Raw genomic sequence first — 16,644 nt, 5'->3', positions numbered from 1 at the left:
TCTTTTATTGGCGATAAACAATTTAACCGCGTTTAATCCACTCGATCTGCTTTAGGTCAATTTGCGAAATCTGCGGGTTGCCTGCCTTATGGAAGAGGATGTGGTCTTCCAGAGGATTCAAGCGGTAACTGCGTTTTTGCAATTTGGTTTTTCCGAATGCAAAATTCATTACGCAAGAGCTGAATAAGCTTGAGAGTTTGCCACGTTTCCAACGCAATTCGATTTTTTCATCCCTCTGTAGAGGTTCAAGTTCGAAGCGTTGTCCTCCGATTGAGATTCTGCGTGCATCGCCTTGCAGGATTTTGCCGCCGTGCAATCCGATTAGATCCCATGTTCTTAAAGAACCGAGAGCTTCAATGGTTCTTTTGAGCTGCTTTCTCGGCATGGCTTTAAATAATCCATCAAGAAGAATGCTTCCGGTTTCGGAAGAGGTGCAGCTTTCGATCACGCTATGCAGCATCCGCTCGCTGAAAGAGGCGCCTTTTTGCGATTGCAAATAATGATCAAGATGGCTCCGCGGGATAACGTTTGGATCGGATTGTATTTGCGGTGAGATTTTCAGTCGCGGATTGATTAAGACCACTTTTTGGCTGATGTAACTCGGGTCGATATGAATGTCATGCTTCTGCAGATAGTCTTGCAGAGATTGCAGCTTGGCTGAATTATGATCCGTCAGATTATCGTGTTCGATCGATTGTCCGTTGAGCTTATGCTGAATCCACTGTCCGTTTTCCTCAACGAGTGAACCTGACCAGTTTTTAACTTCAATGACGTGCAGTTGTTTTTTAGTCAGCACGATCAGGTCTATTTCATAGCGGCGGCTTTTCTCAGGGCACGGAACCCGTTTGCCGACAAAACAATGCACACCTTTGTACTTCAAGTTTGACTCGACGATTCGAGTTAGAAAATCTTCGGCTTTACGGCCTGCCAAAACTTCGGGATCTTCGAAGACAGGAGAGACATTAATTAAATCACGCCACTGCATCAGCTTGGTTCTGCTAAACAACACTCTACGTCCTATTCAGTATTGAAAGCAGACATTCTAAATGGGCAATACTGGTTTGATCAATGCTTATTTTGGGTTAATTGAGGTTGTAACGGATGGCTTGAAGATTGATTGAAAGTGAAAGATGTCAAAATCGGTTAGGCTGGATAAAATTACCGTAAATTTTGAAGTGATCGGGTGAAATAAATGAGAAATAAGATAAGCGGGAAAGAGAGTTGTTTAGATTCTTTTCCCGCAAATTGGCAGGGTTTTACAGGTTTTTAACCTTTTCCAGCATCGCTTGAGCGTGACCGTCCGGGCTAACACCGTATTCCACGTAGGCTAAATTACCGCTGGTGTCGATAATAAATGTCGAGCGGACAATGCCCATTTTGGACACACCGTTTTTCTCCTTCAGCTGCCAGACTCCGTAAGCGTCGCAGAGGCTTCCGTCGGTATCGGCAAGCAGGTCGATTTTCAAACCGAATTTATCGATAAACGCCTGATGGCTGGCGCAGTCGTCCTTACTGACGCCGATCACCTGAGTATCGGCGGCAGCAAATTCTCCAACAAGAGAGGTAAAGTCGTTTGCTTCAATAGTGCAGCCCGGGGTGTCGTCTTTCGGATAAAAATACAGAACGACTTTCTGCTTACCGGAAAAGTCACTTAAAGAAACCGTTTCGTTTGCTTGGTTGACGCCGGAAAAATCCGGAGCCGGTTGATTGGTTTGTAGCATCGAAAATTACCTTTTAGGTTTATAGTTTTAAATTGAACAGGAATGAGTTTAGCGGATTTTGCTAATGAAAACCGTCTTTTCTGTCTTGGAAGAAGTGATTAATCGCGACCGAATAGACGCGATGTCCAGTCTTCAACCGTATGGGTCTCTAAACGCTTGGCAATCACCTTTTTCCAGGAAGCGGGAAGGGGTAATTCATCGGCCAGCCGCAGTTCGCTTTCATTCAGTGTATCCCGATAAAACAGTTTCATAATCCGGGTCAACGGCCAATCGGGATAAGGGCGCTCTAATAGAATGACTTCATCTGCTGCTTGTATTTCACCTTCCTGCAAAACGCGCAGATAACCGCCGGTTTTCATTTCATTCTGTAGTTGTTCTGCCATATCAGGCACGTCAAAACGTTGCGCCAGTTTCCAGCAAGGTTGACGGCCTTGCGATACCTGAAATTTTGCCGATCCGATCTGCCAGATATCACCGAGACAGATGTCGTTTTCATCCGGGCCGACCAGCGTCAGATTTTCTCCAAAGGCGCCGACTTGATTCAGCAACGGTGATTCAATTCGGGTTTTCCAGAAATCATAATGGGAACGCGGATAAAAATGTACGGCTTTGTCCGGACCTCCGTGCACGCGCAAGTCGGCTTGCTCGTCACCTTCCAGACCGAGTTTACCGACTTTGATTTCACCATCAACCGGATGCTTATCCATGCCGCTAAGCACTTGTTTCTTGCCCAGAGGTTTCGCTGTACCGATCAGTACGGCTTCAATCGATGCTATTTTGTGCATGAATTTAATATCCTTGTTTATGCTGTTCTTTCATTCCTAAATGCCCGATCCTGACGCGGTGCTTGTGCCCGGTAATTATTTTAAAAACCATTTGAGCAGGTTTAACTTCCATTTTGAATAGGGCGGGTGTTTTAGGCTGGGTTCCGACAAGAAAGGTTTATGCAGAATGCTTTTATAGTGGGTAAAGGTGTCGAACCCGGCTTTGCCGTGATAGCAGCCGAATCCGCTCATGCCGACGCCCCCAAACGGCAGGTTGCCGTTGGTTAAATGCATGAGGCTGTCATTAACACAGCCGCCGCCAAAAGAGATTTCATTCAGTATTTTATCGATCAGTTTCTGGTTTTTCGAGTAGATGTAGCATGATAGTGGTCGTGGTTTTTGCTTGATTGTCTGAATGACTTCATCCAAATCATTAAAAGCGATGACAGGCAGAATAGGCCCGAAGATTTCTTCCTGCATAATCTCGTCGTTAAATGTAATGTCTTGAAGGATTGTAGGGCTAATAAAACGTGAATCTGTATCGCGATTGCCGCCAAAATGGACTTTATCCTGCGCGGTTTCGATCAGGGAATTTAATCTCTGGAAATGATGCTGGTTGATAATTTGTACATAGCGTCCGGTGAGTGGATCAATCTCGGTTTCAGGGGTTTGCGGATAGTGTTGCAGGGCATGTTGTACGGCTTGCAGAAAGGCATCTTTGATGGATTTTTCGACCAGTATATAATCCGGCGCAACGCAGGTTTGACCGGCGTTTAAAAATTTGGCCCATACGATGCGCTTTGCAGTCATTGGCAGATCGCAGTCGGCGAAAACAAATGTCGGGCTTTTGCCGCCCAGTTCGAGAGTTACCGGCGTTAAATGTTCAGCGGCGGCTTGGTAGACGATTTTGCCGACAGCGGTACTGCCGGTAAAAAATATTTTATCGAAGCGGTATTTCAGCAGTTCCGTTGTTTCTTCCACGCCTCCTTCAATGATATGCAGATAATCCGCCGAAAAACTTTCGTTAATCAGCTTTGCCATGGCCGAAGAGGTTCTCGAAGGAAGTTCGCTCGGCTTGATAATGACGGTATTTCCGGCAGCCAGCGCACTGATTGCTGGGATCAGCGAAAGATGATAGGGATAGTTCCAGGCACCGATAACTAACACACTTCCCAGTGGCTCCGGGACCAGATAGCTTTTGGCCGGGAAGTTTGCCAGATCTGTGCGAACGCGTTGCCGCTTACTCCATTTTTGAATGTTTTTAAGTGCTAAATCAATCTCATGATAGATAGGAGAGAGTTCGGCAAGATAGGTTTCGAATTCGGATTTGCCGAAGTCGTTAAATATCGCTTGATAGAGCGTGGTTTCATTATCGGAAATCAGTTGTTTCAGCTTTTCCAGTTGGCGGATTCGAAAGTCGGTATCTTTCGTATGGTTGAAGCGAAAGAATTCATGCTGGGCATTGATGACGTCTGCAATCTTCATGATTTATTTCTTGGCTCGTAAAGCGGCCTCAAAGGCTAGGGTGGCCCACTCTTCCGCGAGATGCGGATCATCGAAAATTTCTTCCGGAGCACGAAAATAAGACATTTTCATTTTTTTACCGCCTTTCTCATATTCAAAAGGAGGAAGTTCCAATTCAATAAATCTTTCTACAGAAAATTTATCCGCTTTGAGATAAAGGGTATTGTCTGCAACCAACGCGAACATCAAGACATCATGATAAATGCCGTAGCCACCGAACATACGTCTGGCGGTAATGGCACCAAATTCAGAGAAGACTTCATGCAGGTGTTCAATAAACTCATCCATGCTGATTTCCAATTCAAAAAATGAGGTTGGTGAATGGTGCTTGGAGTTGTTTTTCATCTTAGCATTTAGGCTGCGAGAATGGGGTTTTTCTGATGAAATTTCGTTTTTGTATCCGCTGTTTATTCCGGATTTATCTGTAGGAGTGGTGAAGGGCCGGAAAAGAGAATGTCGTTATAAACATCTCTGTTTTCTGCCTGATATCGAGCTTATTTGATTTTTAAATTCTCAAGAGTATATTGCTAAGAGGGAGATTTGCTGTTTTTTCTTTTATGAATCGAAGCGAGGTGATTGAGATGAAAAATAAATTGTTGGTAGCAACCGTCTTTTCGGGTTTAACAATGTTGGCGTCAGTGGTTCAGGCGGATGCCACGGCGATGATCGGCGGGGTTTATACCTTTAACGGTAAATTCGGACTGACGGCCAAGGTGCTGTCGGATGATCAAAAAGATACATTTGTGGCGACGGCAGGGGCGACTTACTATCCGAATGCTCGTGAGAAAGTGGATGTGGATGTCGGTGCAGGCTATAACTTTAGTAGTGATATTGTCATTGGGGCAGGTTGGGGGCTTTTCAGCAGTCAGCCTCAACTGACGGCCGGTTTTGCAGACATTAAGGATTAAAGGCGGTTTTAGAATGATTCAAATAGATAATCTATTGCCATAACACAAGGTAAATTGTTTTAATTTCAAAGCGCCCGTTGGATTTCTTCGGGCGTTTTGTTTTTTGCATGCAGTGTAGGCTTTTAAATAGAAGAAGTCTTGTTAAACAGGGTTCAAAGAATTCAATGTAACGAATCTTTTAGATCTACTTTGAATAAAGGCGCGGGCAGGCCTTCGGAGGTGACATAGATACTCTGTCCATCGTGATCGAAACAGATTGATTCCCCTTGTTGCAAATAGGGGAGATCGATTTCTTTTGGAGATTGTGCCAGAACGGAAGCCCAATTAGAGCGGGTTTTATTTTGATACAGATAGGCTTTTACATAGGTTAAAACAATCAGCGCCGAACCGTCAGCAGACATGTCCATGGCCGTCGGCCGCTTGGCGTAAAACAGATTTTTAAGCGCACGGACATCCTGTACCTCAGGCTCGGGAAGCGGTTTTATATCGCCGAGTTTTTGGGCAATCAGTTCCTCTTTCTTATCGCTTTTGCGCATGGGAAGTTCATAGAGCACCGGTGGCTTGTCTCGTTTGCTCAATAAAAGAATCTTGTTGTTTTTTAAGTCGAGGGCAACCGATTCGCAATCTCTAGGCCCGTCTTCATAGGTAAACTCAATTGACCATTCCGGTTTAACGGATAAAGGTTCATCAGGAGAGAGTTTGTTTGCCTTAGGCTCTTTGATAAAGTGCAGGAAATACTTTTTTCGTTTAGCGGAATTATCGCCAACGTCCGCGATGAGCAGATAGGATTTGCCCTGGTATTTAAAAGAGGCTAAATCTTCCCAGTCTTTATTTTTGACGCCTTTAATTTTTACCGTGCCTAAGCGTTCGCCTTGCTCATTGATGGCAAATATCCATGGTTTATTTCCGCTATCGTTCAATACCCACAAAACATTTTTTTGACGCTGAGAGATCGCTAGACCACTGGCTTCCGGAATCTCTTTATCTGTTATATAGCCGGTATTGACGGTGTTCTTATTGAGTGTCTGGTTTGCTGCGTAAGAGCACGCCGACAGGCTCAATGTCAAGGTTATGGAAAGAATCGAGTAGGTTGTTCGTTTAAATAATTTGGTCATGCTGAGTCTGTTTTAGATCTGGATGTAAAAGTTTAAATTACCGGAAAATACCGCTTCTTTCAGAGTAGAAACCGCTTGCTGTTGTCGCTGATCGAATTGTCTTATTTTATCTTAATGATAAAGGCTAAGCTCTCAAAAAGCTCAGTCAGCCATTTAAAACTAATTAGCATTGCTTTCCGCCCATTGGGATAATTCCGTTTTTACCGGATTCCAAATCAGATAACCTTCTTCGCTGTTTCCAAGCGGGGCTTCGAGAGCAACAATTCCAAAATACTGATTGGCAAAATCCATAAATGGATAGGCTCCATAAGCTCCGGCGCTAGAGACTCTGGTTGTGGATGGGCAGTTAAAGGGCACCGTATCACACTCTATCCAGAGACCCAATCCATAATGCCAATCTTTTTGCGGAGACCAGGATTCAATCGGCGAATATGCGATTGATGCCGCACTAATCTGATCCAGGGTCATCTCCGTAAGAAGAGTCGGGGACAAGATGTCTCCCAGATAAAGAGCTTTGAGAAAATCTAAATATTCATTGGCCTGCCAATGCATGCCTCCCGCAACACGCGGATTGCCGGCAGAAGGTAGATCATAGGTCGCATTGGGAAATAGCTGAGTTTGCGATTTGAAGAAGTTAAACACTTCCTGCCAATCGGCAAATCCCCCGGCCCGAATTGCCATCAAAGCCGCTACCTGCATGTGTGTACCGGAATAGTAGAACTCGCTGCCGGGAACGGGGATCGTCGAATTTTGATTTAGAATCTTCTCAACACAACTGGCGAAATCCGCAAACGGGTTATTCATACAGATATCTTCTTGAGTAATGCCGGAAGTAAAGTCTAAAAGTTGGCGTAAGGTAATGTCTGCATGACTACCGCTTGTCGGCCAAAAATCGAGGTAGTCTTGCGGATGGTCCTCTAACGAGAGAATGCCGTCCTGCACTAACGACAGGATAATTGCAGAGGTCACCATTTTTGAAGTGGATGCGGAGCGATAGACGGTTTCAGGTGTGGAGGAACCTCGGTTATAAACGTATTGGGTTCCATTATTGGATTCGACCAAGAGGGTAAAATCCCGGTCGGATTGAACCTGGTCCAACTCGGCTGTGAGTTGTTGTTCGACCGTCAAGTCTGTACCAGGCGTACTACCAATCGGTTCTCCGCCACAACCATTTAGAGATAACAGAGCAATAACGAAAGCTGCAAAAAACGGTATTTTCGATACAAAATTGACAACAGGAGTTAATTGATGGATTCCGAACTTCATAGCAATCCTCGTTTTGGATTAAGCGATATTCAAAAATGACTTATATTCAATGGGTTAGTGAAGTTGGTAGAAGTGAAAAGGTTCGGCCTATTATTTCATTTTCTGTAGCCTACTGATAGTGCGATTTTTTCTTCTGGTTACGCTCATTGGTAATAATAAAAGGTTTTAGCGATTTCTGATGTAACATTGTTCTGTTTTGGAATCAGTAATAGTATGGACTCTTATGGTGCGTTATGCACTAGTTCGAGTAGTCGGCTACGGCTTGGATGGGGATTTGCTTGCCTTTCTTGGCCCGGTTCGAGGAGTAAATATCCCGGATTTTGGCCTTAAAGCCGGCAATGGAGCAGCTTTTAACATTGGTCTGTATCATGCTTTAAACTGGTTTAGTGCTTGCCAGACTTGCAATAATAAATATGAATTAGAAGTGGAGTCGCGATGAATAAAGGGATCTTAGAAGTTACCGAGCGTATTATCGAGCGTTCACGCAAGACGCGGGAAATTTATCTGGAACGGATCGCTGAAGCGGAAAAAAAGAAAGTGCATCGTGCGGCACTGGGGTGCAGTAACCTCGCTCATGTCATGGCGGCCGAATCCGCTGAAGATAAAGCGATTATGTCGGGCATGAAGGCACCGAACATCGGCATTATTACCGCCTACAACGACATGCTTTCCGCGCATCAACCCTTTGCGGATTTTCCGCTTAAAATCAAGGCGGCGTTGCGCGAAGTCGGCGCGACCTGTCAGGTTGCCAGTGGCGTACCGGCGATGTGCGACGGGGTGACTCAGTCGCAGCCGGGGATGGAACTCAGTCTGTTCAGTCGCGACACCATTGCGATGTCGACGGCCGTCGGCCTCTCGCATAACGTATACGAAGGCGCGATCTATTTAGGGGTTTGCGACAAGATCGTTCCCGGATTGGTGATCGGCGCTTTGACTTTCGGTCATCTTCCCGCCGTCTTTATCCCTGCCGGGCCGATGCGTTCCGGCATCAGTAATGCGCAAAAAGGCAAGGTGCGCCAAGAGTTCGCACTCGGTAATGTCGGGGTAGACGTCCTATTGCAAAGTGAATCGGCCTGTTATCACAGTAGCGGAACCTGTACCTTCTATGGCACGGCCAACTCAAACCAGATGATGATGGATGTGATGGGGCTGCATCTTCCGGGCGGGACTTTTGTGAATCCGGATACTCCGTTGCGTGAAGCGATTACCGTCAGCTCCGCACAGCAAATCGTCAAACTGACGCAACTCGGCGAGAATTTCATGCCGGTCGGCCGTATGATTGATGAAAAAAGTATCGTCAATGCCTTGGTCGGTCTGATGGCAACCGGTGGTTCGACCAACCATACCATGCACCTGATCGCGATGGCCAAGGCGGCCGGTATTCACATCAACTGGGAAGACTTTGACGATATTTCTTCCATCGTTCCGCTGATTACCCGTCTATATCCAAATGGCAGTGCCGATGTAAACCAATTCCACGATGCCGGCGGCATGGGGTATGTTATCAGCCAATTGCTGGATGCCGGTATTTTGCATGAAGATGTGAATACCATTGTCGGTAAAGGTCTGGCGCCTTACGCCACCGAAGCTTCCCTTGTCGACGACAGGCTGACCTGGACACCCGCGCCGGACAAACCGCGTGACCCGGAGATCGTTTCAACGGTCGACGAGCCGTTCGACCACCACGGCGGCCTGACCATGCTGGGCGGTAACCTGGGGCGTTCTGTCATCAAAACCTCGGCACTGAAACCGACACAATTATGTATTGAAGCACCGGCTGTGGTGTTTGAATCACAAGAAGAATTGCAGGCCGCGTTTAAGGCACACGAACTGGATAAAGATTTTATTGCGATTGTCCGTTATCAGGGGCCAAAAGCCAACGGTATGCCGGAACTGCACGGCCTGATGGCGCCATTGGGCGCTTTGCAGGATAAAGGTTTTAAGGTTGCTGTCGTCACGGACGGACGCATGTCCGGTGCTTCAGGTAAAGTGCCGTCGGCAATTCACGTTACACCGGAAGCGCTGGATGGCGGTATGCTGTCCAAGGTTCAAAACGGTGATATTGTTGTGCTGGATGTCGAAGCCAAAACACTGGAACTGAAAGTGTCTGCGGAAGAACTGGCGGCCCGAGAGGAGGCTCATCCAGATTTGTCACATGATCGATGGGGAACCGGACGTGAATTGTTTGCGATGATGCGCCACTTTGTCGGCAGTGCCGAAATGGGGGCATCGATATTTGATTCTATAGGAGAAGAACAAGCATGAAGGCGACTGAAATTTTAGGCATTTCCCCAATCGTTCCCGTGGTGGTGCTGGAAGACCCCAAAGACGCTTTGCCGCTAGCGGAAGCGTTACTGGAAGGGGGGATTGCCGTCATGGAAATCACCCTGCGCAGTGATGCGGCGCTTGCCAGTATTGAAGCCATCGCCAAAGAACTGCCGGAAATGAATGTTGGAGCCGGTACGGTTGTGAATGCCGAGCAGATGCTTAAGGTTAGAGATCTAGGCGGCAACTTCAGCTTCAGTCCGGGTATCAGTACCGGACTGCTGGATTGTGCCAAAGAAGAAGGTATCCCATTTATTCCGGGTGTTGCGACTGCCAGCGAAGTCATGCTGGCAATGGAATACGGTATTGAAGGCTGCAAACTCTTTCCGGCCACGGCGGTCGGCGGTATTGAACTGTTAAAAGGCTTTGCCGGCCCATTCGGGTCAATGAAGTTTTGCCCGACAGGCGGGGTCAGCCTAGCCAATATGAACGACTTCCTGGCACTACCGAATGTTCTATGTGTCGGCGGCAGCTGGATCGTCCCGAAAACCAGCGTTGCAGAAGGTGATTTTTCTAATATCACCAGCCTCTGCAAAACCGCATTGGAAGCGATTGATTAAGTTCTTAAAAGTCTAACGACTAAACTTAACCGGCCGCGCGCATAGCACGGTCGAGTTGAGTTGAGTGAATTGTTATGTGTTCTTATCATGTAAGCATTGGTTTTTGATGGTCTTTAAAAGCTTTTGAAGCTTTTATGGCATTTGGACTTAGTGATTGCTGTTCTTCTGATGTCGTAATGAAGTGTATCGGGAATTTATTATCTATTGCTTGCACCATTAAGCTTCCTAAAGCTTCAGATATAACTTGACTCTTAGTCTCCCAGTCTCCACGTAGTGTTCGCCTGATTCCGGATACTAACAGGTCTATTATTTGAATACCTTCTTCAATCTTGGAGTCTACAAATTCAAAATCATTCAAAACAATTTTACCAATATTTAATCCACCCTCTGGACTGGTTTTGATACCGTAATCTTTCTCCAAGTATTGAGGTTTATTATCTTCTGTGTAAAAAAAATCGTTCATCGCGCTGTAATCAAAATCAGTGACATGAACGTCCGGATTTCTGAGTGATTCAGATTGAAGAAATGGGAGGACTAATGAACGAAATGATTGTTCATATTTAGATATCCTGCCAGCAGTTTTTTTGTCAATTTTCCACTGAAAAGCATTTATCTGTTTAGGACACCTTTGAACATAGAACAATATGCTTTTTCTCACTACATCAGACATTAACGTTGTCTGGCAGATAAGTTGAAGATAAAGTTGTGGGGCAAGCTTTCTAACTTGATTTGCTTGATTCTCAAGTTGCTTAGTCATTTCTTCGTGTTGCATTTTATCTTTATGTTCTTCAATTTTATCGGCTTGTCGATCTCGGTGAGCTTCGATATCTTCAACGGTCTGAGTACCTGCATCTGTCGCTACAGAATATAGAGTACAGTTAGTATTCCCAAGTTTATGAAGAAAACTCAAATAGCTATCTTCTGATACGTTTTTTAATTTAACTTCATCATTGTGTCTAAATTTATTTTCAATTTTAAGTTCTTTCAATGCTTCTATACATTTCCTTTTATCTGGAGCAGGTAAAACAATGGCTGATGTCAGACTCCAAGAACCTTGGTGCTCGGCAGTAGCAAATGAACCAGATTCATCGATAAAAATCTTTAACATTTAGTTTCCTTTTTGATTTGTTCATTTACAACACATAACGTTAAAGCTGTGCGGCGCAAACGAAGCACAGCGTAGTTTGTGTCCGAACGAGCGCCTTGTTATGCGTAGGTATTACCAAGCACCCTGAATGGTAATACTACTAAGTTTTGCCTCTGTTAGTTTACCCTTGCCGTCAGATATAGGTATTTCCTTAAGTATCTTCTTTGGGGTTTTAACAAACCATCTTGAGGCTATGTCAACAAGATCAGCATTTGCCAGCTTCTCTGCCAGACCTCTTTGTAAGTGTTTAGTTAATTCTGTGTTTGGAGATAATAAAAAATCTCCTGATTTATTAAGCACATCTAATGAGTCGGCCATACTGGATAGATTTTTCTGAAACATTTTTCGAGGAATGCTTATGTTCACCCCTGTATCTTTTAATGCCTCAGGAAAAAGTGGAGCCATAAAATCAATAATCCAATCCCCGCATTGCACCCATGCGTGGAATGCTTGATTGTTTGAAGAAACATAATCTTCTGTCAAATCAGCAAATGAGAGAACTGAGGCGGTTTCATCGTGGAGAAAGTAGAAAGCTGCTCCTGCTATTGGTTCGGCTTGCAGCTTAAAGTGCTTACTTAAAATTTCTGCTCCAGCATTTGCAAAGAACAAGCATGCTTTATGGGGCGTTGAATCTTCGTTTAAAAGAATCCCATGCATTATCTGAAATGCCCGGTAGTAATCTGGTAATGTGATTGGTAGGGCATTATTTTTCTTTCGATTTTTCATGGATGAGATATTTATAAAAAAATACGCTTTTTATTACGTGGTGAAGACTGTGCATTTCTCTGAATGCGATAAGCAATAATCTAACAAATACCAGAAAAGTCATAGTTTCGTTCGAGCTAGCTTCAAGCCGCCCGCCACTAGGGCTGTATGTGATAATTTGACTGCTTCCGTTATAATGAATGTTGTTGTGAGCAATTGCATTTCGCAAACCTAAGTTAAACGCATCTGGATCGATGTTGTACCAAGAGTCATCCAGGTATTTAAACTTTTCGGAAAGGGGCTTTCCGGAGAATTTCTTTAAATCACTCAATGCGCCACCATCAATTAATTTAAAGCTATTTGCATCTCCTCGAATCAGAAGATTATTAAATCCCGCAACCAATACTAGCTGCCGACTCAGAATTTCAACAATATCTTTATATAAGTCTTTAATCCGTGAAAAATCTTGTACCGAAACACGCGTCGCAGTCTTTTCAGCTTCTGTATTGCCAGTAAGATCTAGAAACAAAGCAGGCCGCAAAGGAAGCTCAGCGTCATAAATTCTTGGATATATGCTGAGACAGTCTCGCTGAAGAGTGCTCAGGAACCCTGACGCATCGAGGTGATCGATAAATTCTCCCAATTTCTCACGATCAATGCTTCCCATTAGTTGCGGCATCTTTTCTGAGATTTCTTTGCTATGTGCGAACACTGTGAACGGAAAAAATGCAATAGAAACCACTGAATATAGAGTTGCATTTATATCCTGTGGCAATAGCGATTTTTCTTCTTGCTTACCCAGAAATGATGCTGCTCGCTGCTGAAATAACTGCTTATTTTTTCCGTTGTAAAGATTTATAAGCCTTTTGATTTCTCCGGCCTTCTCAGTCATTTCATTGAGAGCATTGAGATGAACATTGAGGAATTGGAGCATCGAATGTGCTTTTTTACTATTTCCTCCAGAAGCAACAGTGATGTCTTCCATCGCCATCATGAATGGGGTATGACCTATTTGATACCCGCCAGAGCGAACAGGAAAATCGAGATGTAAATCTATGAATGGATTGCGCCCATCAAATGCCCCAGAGGGTTGAGCATCAGCTGGCTTGCATCCATCAAATGAGAATTTGGAGCTTGGCGCATTTGAGGTGTCGAGTGTAATTCCGATCTGTGAATCACAATGAGGACAGGAAAACGCTAACGGTTGCAATCGACGATTTGAATATCCAATGCGGCAGTCAATATCCTGTTCACAAGTGTCGCAGGTGACTGTCATACAAGTATTCACTAAAGAATGCTCCTCACGTTCCTGACGCCCTAACTATTATTAGACATCCTAAATACCTATTTATTGCGTATTTCAACAATGTATAAAACCGCCGTTTTGTATAGTGATTTAGGTTGCGTTAATCTTTATAAATTATTTATTTTCAAACGCTTGCGTTAATTTATCTAATGTTTAGGTGGCATAAATAGATTTCACTAAATTCAGATAAAGTGCGTTATCAGTTTTATTGATATTTATACTAATGAAACAGGTGGGAATTAGCTAGTAGAAAATGGATATTTCTCTAATCTGAGTACGGTTTTTTTAGAATCGATTGGCGGGCGAGTTGATCGGCGAGTTGGTTTTGGTGACTGTTGGTATGGCCTTTGATCCAGTAGATGTCAGGGTTGAGGTTTTCGGTGAGTTGATGGAGTTGTTGCCAGAGTTCGGTGAAAACGACAGGGTTGCCGTTGGGGGAGTGCCAATTGGATTCTTGCCATTGCGGGTATTTGTCGAAGAGTCCTTCAAGCAGGATTTGTGCATCGGTGTAGAGGGTGGGTGATGAGTTCGGGTGGTTTTGTTGAACCCATTGCAGGGCTTTAATCGCTGCAATAAGTTCCATTTCCAGACTGGATTCGGAAATTTGCACGCCTGAGAGAGTTTCGAGAAGTTGACCCTGATGATCGTAGATGGCGATGCCCCAGCCGCCAAGCCGGTGTTGTTTGAAGTAGGCACCGTCGGTATAGAGATTCAGTAAATAGGTTTGCGGCTCTGGCGCATCTGGATTTAAACGGTAGGGGGTGTGTTGCCGAAAGTCCAAATGCGTGATGTCCGATTCGTGAAGTAGTTAGTATTTCAGCAGCAGATTCTGCAGGCATTGCAGATAGGCGGCTTCATCCGGTTCGGATTGGCTGCGTTGCGCCTGCCACATCATTTCCGCCAGACATTCCATCATGGCGTGTTCGGTCTTCATCACATCGCCCGTCTTTTCGCCGAGCTGTTGGTAAATGGCTTTGATGCCGGCCGGACGGTCCATAACGACCTGCTCCTGTAGTCCCAGATGCATGCCCATATGCAGAAACGGATTGGTTTCGCCGTCTTCCGGTTTGTATTCGTTGCCGAGGTGTTTTTCGTTTTCCAGCATGCGGTGGTATTCCGGATGCATTTCAATCACGCGCGCGACCATTTGCTCCATCGGTTCCATCGGCAGGCCGTGACGCGCTTTCTTCCAGCAGTCGGCATAGAATTGACGCAGTTTGTCTCGTTCAGAGGTATACAACATAGCTTTATTCGGTTTTGTCTTTGTATTCGCACAGGTCGTAAATACAGCAGGCGCCGCAACGCGGTTTGCGCGCGGTACAGGTGTAACGGCCGTGCAGAATCAGTAAATGGTGCGCCGGAATCAGGTACTCTTTCGGCACGTTTTTCAGTAATTTCTTTTCGACTTCCAGTACGTTCTTTCCGGGGGCGATTTTTGTGCGGTTGGAAACGCGGAAAATATGCGTGTCGACTGCCATCGTCGGCTGGCCGAAAGCGGTATTCAATACCACATTGGCGGTTTTACGCCCAACGCCTGGCAGCGCTTCCAGATCCTTGCGGTTATCCGGTACTTTTGAGCCGTGCAATTCAACCAGCATTTTGCAGGTTTTAATAACGTTTTCCGCTTTGGTGTTAAACAGGCCGATGGTTTTGATGTATTCCTTCAAACCCTCGACGCCCAGCGCATAGATCGCTTCCGGCGTATTGGCGACCGGAAACAGTTTGGCGGTGGCGATATTCACGCCCTTATCGGTCGCCTGTGCCGAAAGAATGACGGCAATCAGCAGCTCGAACGGATTGGAGTAGTTCAGCTCGGTTTCCGGTTCCGGAATCGCTGCGCTCAGGCGTTGGAAAATTTCTAGGCGTTTCTGTTTATTCATGGCTTTAAATGTTTTTTGTTGATTACTTTACGGCGACTTTAATACCGAGCTGGTTTTGCTGTTGCTGAGCTTTTTTCTGATCCAGATAATTCTTGGCGGCAATCAATAATCCTAGACCGATAAAAGCACCGGGAGGCAGAACGGCCAGTAAGACGCCCTGGTAATCGTCACCAAAATGCAGCGTCCAGCTACGGGCGGCTTCGCCGAACATCAGATAGGCTTGATCGAACAGGGTGCCGTTGCCGATCAGCTCACGCAGACCGCCTAATACCACCAGTACCAGTAAGAATCCAAGCCCCATAAAGAAGCCGTCTAGCAAAGCTTTGTCGACCGAGTGTTTGGAAGCGTAGGCTTCGGCTCGTCCCAGAATGGCACAGTTAGTCACGATCAGCGGAATAAAGATACCGAGAATACCATGCAGCGTGTGGAAATAGGCGTTCATTAATAGGTCGATAATGGTTACAGCAGTGGCAATAATCGCAATATAAACCGGGATGCGGATTTCATTCGAGACGTGGTTACGGATGATCGATACCAAGGCATTGGAAATCATCAGAACCAACAGGGTCGCCAAGCCTAGGCCCAGTCCGTTGATAAAGTTATTGGAAACCGCCAGAAGCGGGCATAAACCAAGCAGGGCAACTAATGCCTGGTTGTTTTGCCACAGGCCGTTTTGAATGATTTTTTTGTATTCGGCTTTTTTTTCTGCCCATGAACCGGTCGTATTTTCCAAGGCGTCAGAAGTCGTTGCTTGCGAAGAGTGCGTCGTTTCATTCATAAAGCTTTGCTCCTAATTCATTCACCATTTCCAGTGCATGTTTAACGGCACCGACGACCGCGCGCGGGGTAATGGTCGCACCGGTAAACTGGTCAAAATCGCCGCCGTCTTTTCTGACCGCCCAGTCATGCTGGTTTCCAGGGGTTAGAATGCGACGATCAAAAGAAAGAATCCAATTGTTTTTTTCTAACTCGATCTTATCGCCGAGCCCGGGAGTCTCGGCATGTTTCAGGACCCGTACGCCGGAAACCTGACCATCCGGAAGCACGCCGACCAGAATATAGATATTGCCGCTGTAGCCGTTGGGGGCAATTGTCTGGAAAATAGCTCCGGCAGGCTCGATGCCTTTACGGGCACGATAAACGACGACCGGTTCTTTGGCTCCGAGCAGCTTGAGGTAGCGCTCGTTTTTAATCAGCTTTTGATCTTGTAACGGATCGTTGTCGTACAGTGAAGCAGGCAGAACATCGTTAAAGCGATTGAGCAGATTCTGGCGTTCTTCCTCGGCGATGGTCGGGGCGGTGATATAGCGCACTCCGAGTAGCAGGATAATGCACACCAGAACGAAGGCACTCAATTTTCCGGCCGAGTTACCCATCGTTTTAAACAGTTCCGGATTTAACATCGGTTTCTTGTTCATCAGAG

General features: G+C 45.6%; 18 protein-coding genes and 1 pseudogene. 3 read left to right on the top strand and 16 right to left on the bottom strand.

The genetic code is table 11. From position 1 onward, the window contains the following. Window positions 1–22: 22 nt before the first annotated feature. The 5 genes from H8792_RS01570 to H8792_RS01550 all read right to left on the bottom strand — a co-directional run bounded on the left by H8792_RS01570 (window position 23) and on the right by H8792_RS01550 (window position 4,297). Window positions 23–1,009, bottom strand: coding sequence for a nuclease-related domain-containing protein (locus H8792_RS01570; protein WP_194947371.1), 987 nt, complete (start codon window positions 1,007–1,009; stop codon window positions 23–25). Between the two features lie 247 nt (window positions 1,010–1,256). Further along, window positions 1,257–1,721 (bottom strand): peroxiredoxin, encoded by a 465-nt coding sequence (locus H8792_RS01565; RefSeq protein WP_194947370.1) that lies wholly within the window; start codon window positions 1,719–1,721, stop codon window positions 1,257–1,259. Window positions 1,722–1,819: 98 nt separating this feature from the next. Next, on the bottom strand, window positions 1,820–2,506 hold the full coding sequence (locus H8792_RS01560; RefSeq protein ID WP_194947369.1) for an MOSC domain-containing protein: 687 nt from the start codon (window positions 2,504–2,506) through the stop codon (window positions 1,820–1,822). A gap of 75 nt (window positions 2,507–2,581) precedes the next feature. Continuing rightward, window positions 2,582–3,970 carry an aldehyde dehydrogenase gene (locus H8792_RS01555; RefSeq protein WP_194947368.1) on the bottom strand — a complete coding sequence of 463 codons (1,389 nt, stop codon included), beginning with the start codon at window positions 3,968–3,970 and terminating at the stop codon, window positions 2,582–2,584. 3 nt (window positions 3,971–3,973) lie between these two features. Beyond that, entirely contained in the window at window positions 3,974–4,297 is a 324-nt protein-coding gene (locus tag H8792_RS01550) for a TfoX/Sxy family protein (RefSeq protein ID WP_194947367.1), read from the bottom strand. A gap of 293 nt (window positions 4,298–4,590) precedes the next feature. Here H8792_RS01550 and H8792_RS01545 point away from each other — a divergent pair, with 293 nt between their 5' ends. After that, a complete protein-coding gene (locus H8792_RS01545; protein ID WP_194947366.1) occupies window positions 4,591–4,917 on the top strand; it encodes a hypothetical protein in 327 nt (108 codons plus the stop codon). Between the two features lie 161 nt (window positions 4,918–5,078). Here H8792_RS01545 and H8792_RS01540 read toward each other — a convergent pair whose 3' ends face one another. Both H8792_RS01540 and H8792_RS01535 read right to left on the bottom strand, forming a co-directional pair. Then, the gene (locus H8792_RS01540; protein WP_194947365.1) at window positions 5,079–6,032 is read right to left on the bottom strand and encodes a hypothetical protein; all 954 of its coding nucleotides are present in this window, start codon (window positions 6,030–6,032) and stop codon (window positions 5,079–5,081) included. Between the two features lie 159 nt (window positions 6,033–6,191). Further along, window positions 6,192–7,298, bottom strand: a complete 1,107-nt coding sequence (locus H8792_RS01535; RefSeq protein WP_194947364.1) for a serine hydrolase domain-containing protein — start codon at window positions 7,296–7,298, stop codon at window positions 6,192–6,194. A gap of 435 nt (window positions 7,299–7,733) precedes the next feature. On the opposite strand from H8792_RS01535, the gene edd reads away from it, so the two are divergent. Next, window positions 7,734–9,563 carry a phosphogluconate dehydratase gene (edd, locus tag H8792_RS01530; protein ID WP_194947363.1) on the top strand — a complete coding sequence of 610 codons (1,830 nt, stop codon included), beginning with the start codon at window positions 7,734–7,736 and terminating at the stop codon, window positions 9,561–9,563. Then, the gene (gene eda, locus H8792_RS01525; RefSeq protein WP_194947362.1) at window positions 9,560–10,183 is read left to right on the top strand and encodes a bifunctional 4-hydroxy-2-oxoglutarate aldolase/2-dehydro-3-deoxy-phosphogluconate aldolase; all 624 of its coding nucleotides are present in this window, start codon (window positions 9,560–9,562) and stop codon (window positions 10,181–10,183) included. The genes edd and eda overlap by 4 nt, the downstream gene beginning before the upstream one ends. Here the strand turns inward: eda and H8792_RS12775 are convergent. The 9 genes and pseudogenes from H8792_RS12775 to rsxG form a co-directional block, all read right to left on the bottom strand. Continuing rightward, window positions 10,180–10,278, bottom strand: a pseudogene (locus H8792_RS12775) (hypothetical protein); the annotation flags it as partial. The gene eda and the pseudogene H8792_RS12775 overlap by 4 nt on opposite strands. Next, the gene (locus H8792_RS01520; protein ID WP_194947361.1) at window positions 10,269–11,291 is read right to left on the bottom strand and encodes a DUF3800 domain-containing protein; all 1,023 of its coding nucleotides are present in this window, start codon (window positions 11,289–11,291) and stop codon (window positions 10,269–10,271) included. The pseudogene H8792_RS12775 and the gene H8792_RS01520, both read right to left, overlap by 10 nt. 111 nt (window positions 11,292–11,402) lie before the next feature. Then, complete coding sequence (locus H8792_RS01515; RefSeq protein ID WP_194947360.1) at window positions 11,403–12,056, bottom strand: DUF2026 family protein; 654 nt, start codon at window positions 12,054–12,056, stop codon at window positions 11,403–11,405. Next, on the bottom strand, window positions 12,034–13,323 hold the full coding sequence (locus H8792_RS01510; protein WP_324187580.1) for a hypothetical protein: 1,290 nt from the start codon (window positions 13,321–13,323) through the stop codon (window positions 12,034–12,036). Before H8792_RS01510 ends, H8792_RS01515 begins: the two co-directional genes overlap by 23 nt. Window positions 13,324–13,606: 283 nt before the next feature. Further along, window positions 13,607–14,122: a ribonuclease HI gene (locus tag H8792_RS01505; protein ID WP_194947359.1), complete on the bottom strand. Its 516-nt coding sequence runs from the start codon at window positions 14,120–14,122 to the stop codon at window positions 13,607–13,609. A 27-nt stretch (window positions 14,123–14,149) separates the two neighbouring features. Further along, window positions 14,150–14,584: a DUF1841 family protein gene (locus tag H8792_RS01500; RefSeq protein WP_194947358.1), complete on the bottom strand. Its 435-nt coding sequence runs from the start codon at window positions 14,582–14,584 to the stop codon at window positions 14,150–14,152. Window positions 14,585–14,588: 4 nt separating this feature from the next. Then, window positions 14,589–15,221 carry an endonuclease III gene (gene nth / locus H8792_RS01495; protein ID WP_194947357.1) on the bottom strand — a complete coding sequence of 211 codons (633 nt, stop codon included), beginning with the start codon at window positions 15,219–15,221 and terminating at the stop codon, window positions 14,589–14,591. A gap of 22 nt (window positions 15,222–15,243) precedes the next feature. Further along, window positions 15,244–15,999 (bottom strand): electron transport complex subunit E, encoded by a 756-nt coding sequence (locus tag H8792_RS01490; protein ID WP_194947356.1) that lies wholly within the window; start codon window positions 15,997–15,999, stop codon window positions 15,244–15,246. Then, on the bottom strand, window positions 15,992–16,639 hold the full coding sequence (gene rsxG, locus H8792_RS01485; RefSeq protein ID WP_228766867.1) for an electron transport complex subunit RsxG: 648 nt from the start codon (window positions 16,637–16,639) through the stop codon (window positions 15,992–15,994). Before rsxG ends, H8792_RS01490 begins: the two co-directional genes overlap by 8 nt. Window positions 16,640–16,644: the final 5 nt, after the last annotated feature.

It is taken from the genome of Thiomicrorhabdus heinhorstiae (genome assembly GCF_013391765.2).
Taxonomy (GTDB): Bacteria; Pseudomonadota; Gammaproteobacteria; order Thiomicrospirales; family Thiomicrospiraceae; genus Thiomicrorhabdus; species Thiomicrorhabdus heinhorstiae.
This window is presented reverse-complemented; position numbering and strand designations above follow the sequence as displayed.

Excerpts from the sequence above, each read along its gene's own strand:
- H8792_RS01565 (WP_194947370.1), bottom strand. The coding sequence starts at position 1,721 with ATGCTACAAACCAATCAACCGGCTCCGGATTTTTCCGGCGTCAACCAA.
- H8792_RS01560 (WP_194947369.1), bottom strand. The coding sequence starts at position 2,506 with ATGCACAAAATAGCATCGATTGAAGCCGTACTGATCGGTACAGCGAAA.
- H8792_RS01555 (WP_194947368.1), bottom strand. The coding sequence starts at position 3,970 with ATGAAGATTGCAGACGTCATCAATGCCCAGCATGAATTCTTTCGCTTC.
- H8792_RS01550 (WP_194947367.1), bottom strand. The coding sequence starts at position 4,297 with ATGGATGAGTTTATTGAACACCTGCATGAAGTCTTCTCTGAATTTGGT.
- H8792_RS01545 (WP_194947366.1), top strand. The coding sequence starts at position 4,591 with ATGAAAAATAAATTGTTGGTAGCAACCGTCTTTTCGGGTTTAACAATG.
- H8792_RS01540 (WP_194947365.1), bottom strand. The coding sequence starts at position 6,032 with ATGACCAAATTATTTAAACGAACAACCTACTCGATTCTTTCCATAACC.
- H8792_RS01535 (WP_194947364.1), bottom strand. The coding sequence starts at position 7,298 with ATGAAGTTCGGAATCCATCAATTAACTCCTGTTGTCAATTTTGTATCG.
- edd (WP_194947363.1), top strand. The coding sequence starts at position 7,734 with ATGAATAAAGGGATCTTAGAAGTTACCGAGCGTATTATCGAGCGTTCA.
- eda (WP_194947362.1), top strand. The coding sequence starts at position 9,560 with ATGAAGGCGACTGAAATTTTAGGCATTTCCCCAATCGTTCCCGTGGTG.
- H8792_RS01520 (WP_194947361.1), bottom strand. The coding sequence starts at position 11,291 with ATGTTAAAGATTTTTATCGATGAATCTGGTTCATTTGCTACTGCCGAG.
- H8792_RS01515 (WP_194947360.1), bottom strand. The coding sequence starts at position 12,056 with ATGAAAAATCGAAAGAAAAATAATGCCCTACCAATCACATTACCAGAT.
- H8792_RS01500 (WP_194947358.1), bottom strand. The coding sequence starts at position 14,584 with ATGTTGTATACCTCTGAACGAGACAAACTGCGTCAATTCTATGCCGAC.
- nth (WP_194947357.1), bottom strand. The coding sequence starts at position 15,221 with ATGAATAAACAGAAACGCCTAGAAATTTTCCAACGCCTGAGCGCAGCG.
- H8792_RS01490 (WP_194947356.1), bottom strand. The coding sequence starts at position 15,999 with ATGAATGAAACGACGCACTCTTCGCAAGCAACGACTTCTGACGCCTTG.
- rsxG (WP_228766867.1), bottom strand. The coding sequence starts at position 16,639 with ATGAACAAGAAACCGATGTTAAATCCGGAACTGTTTAAAACGATGGGT.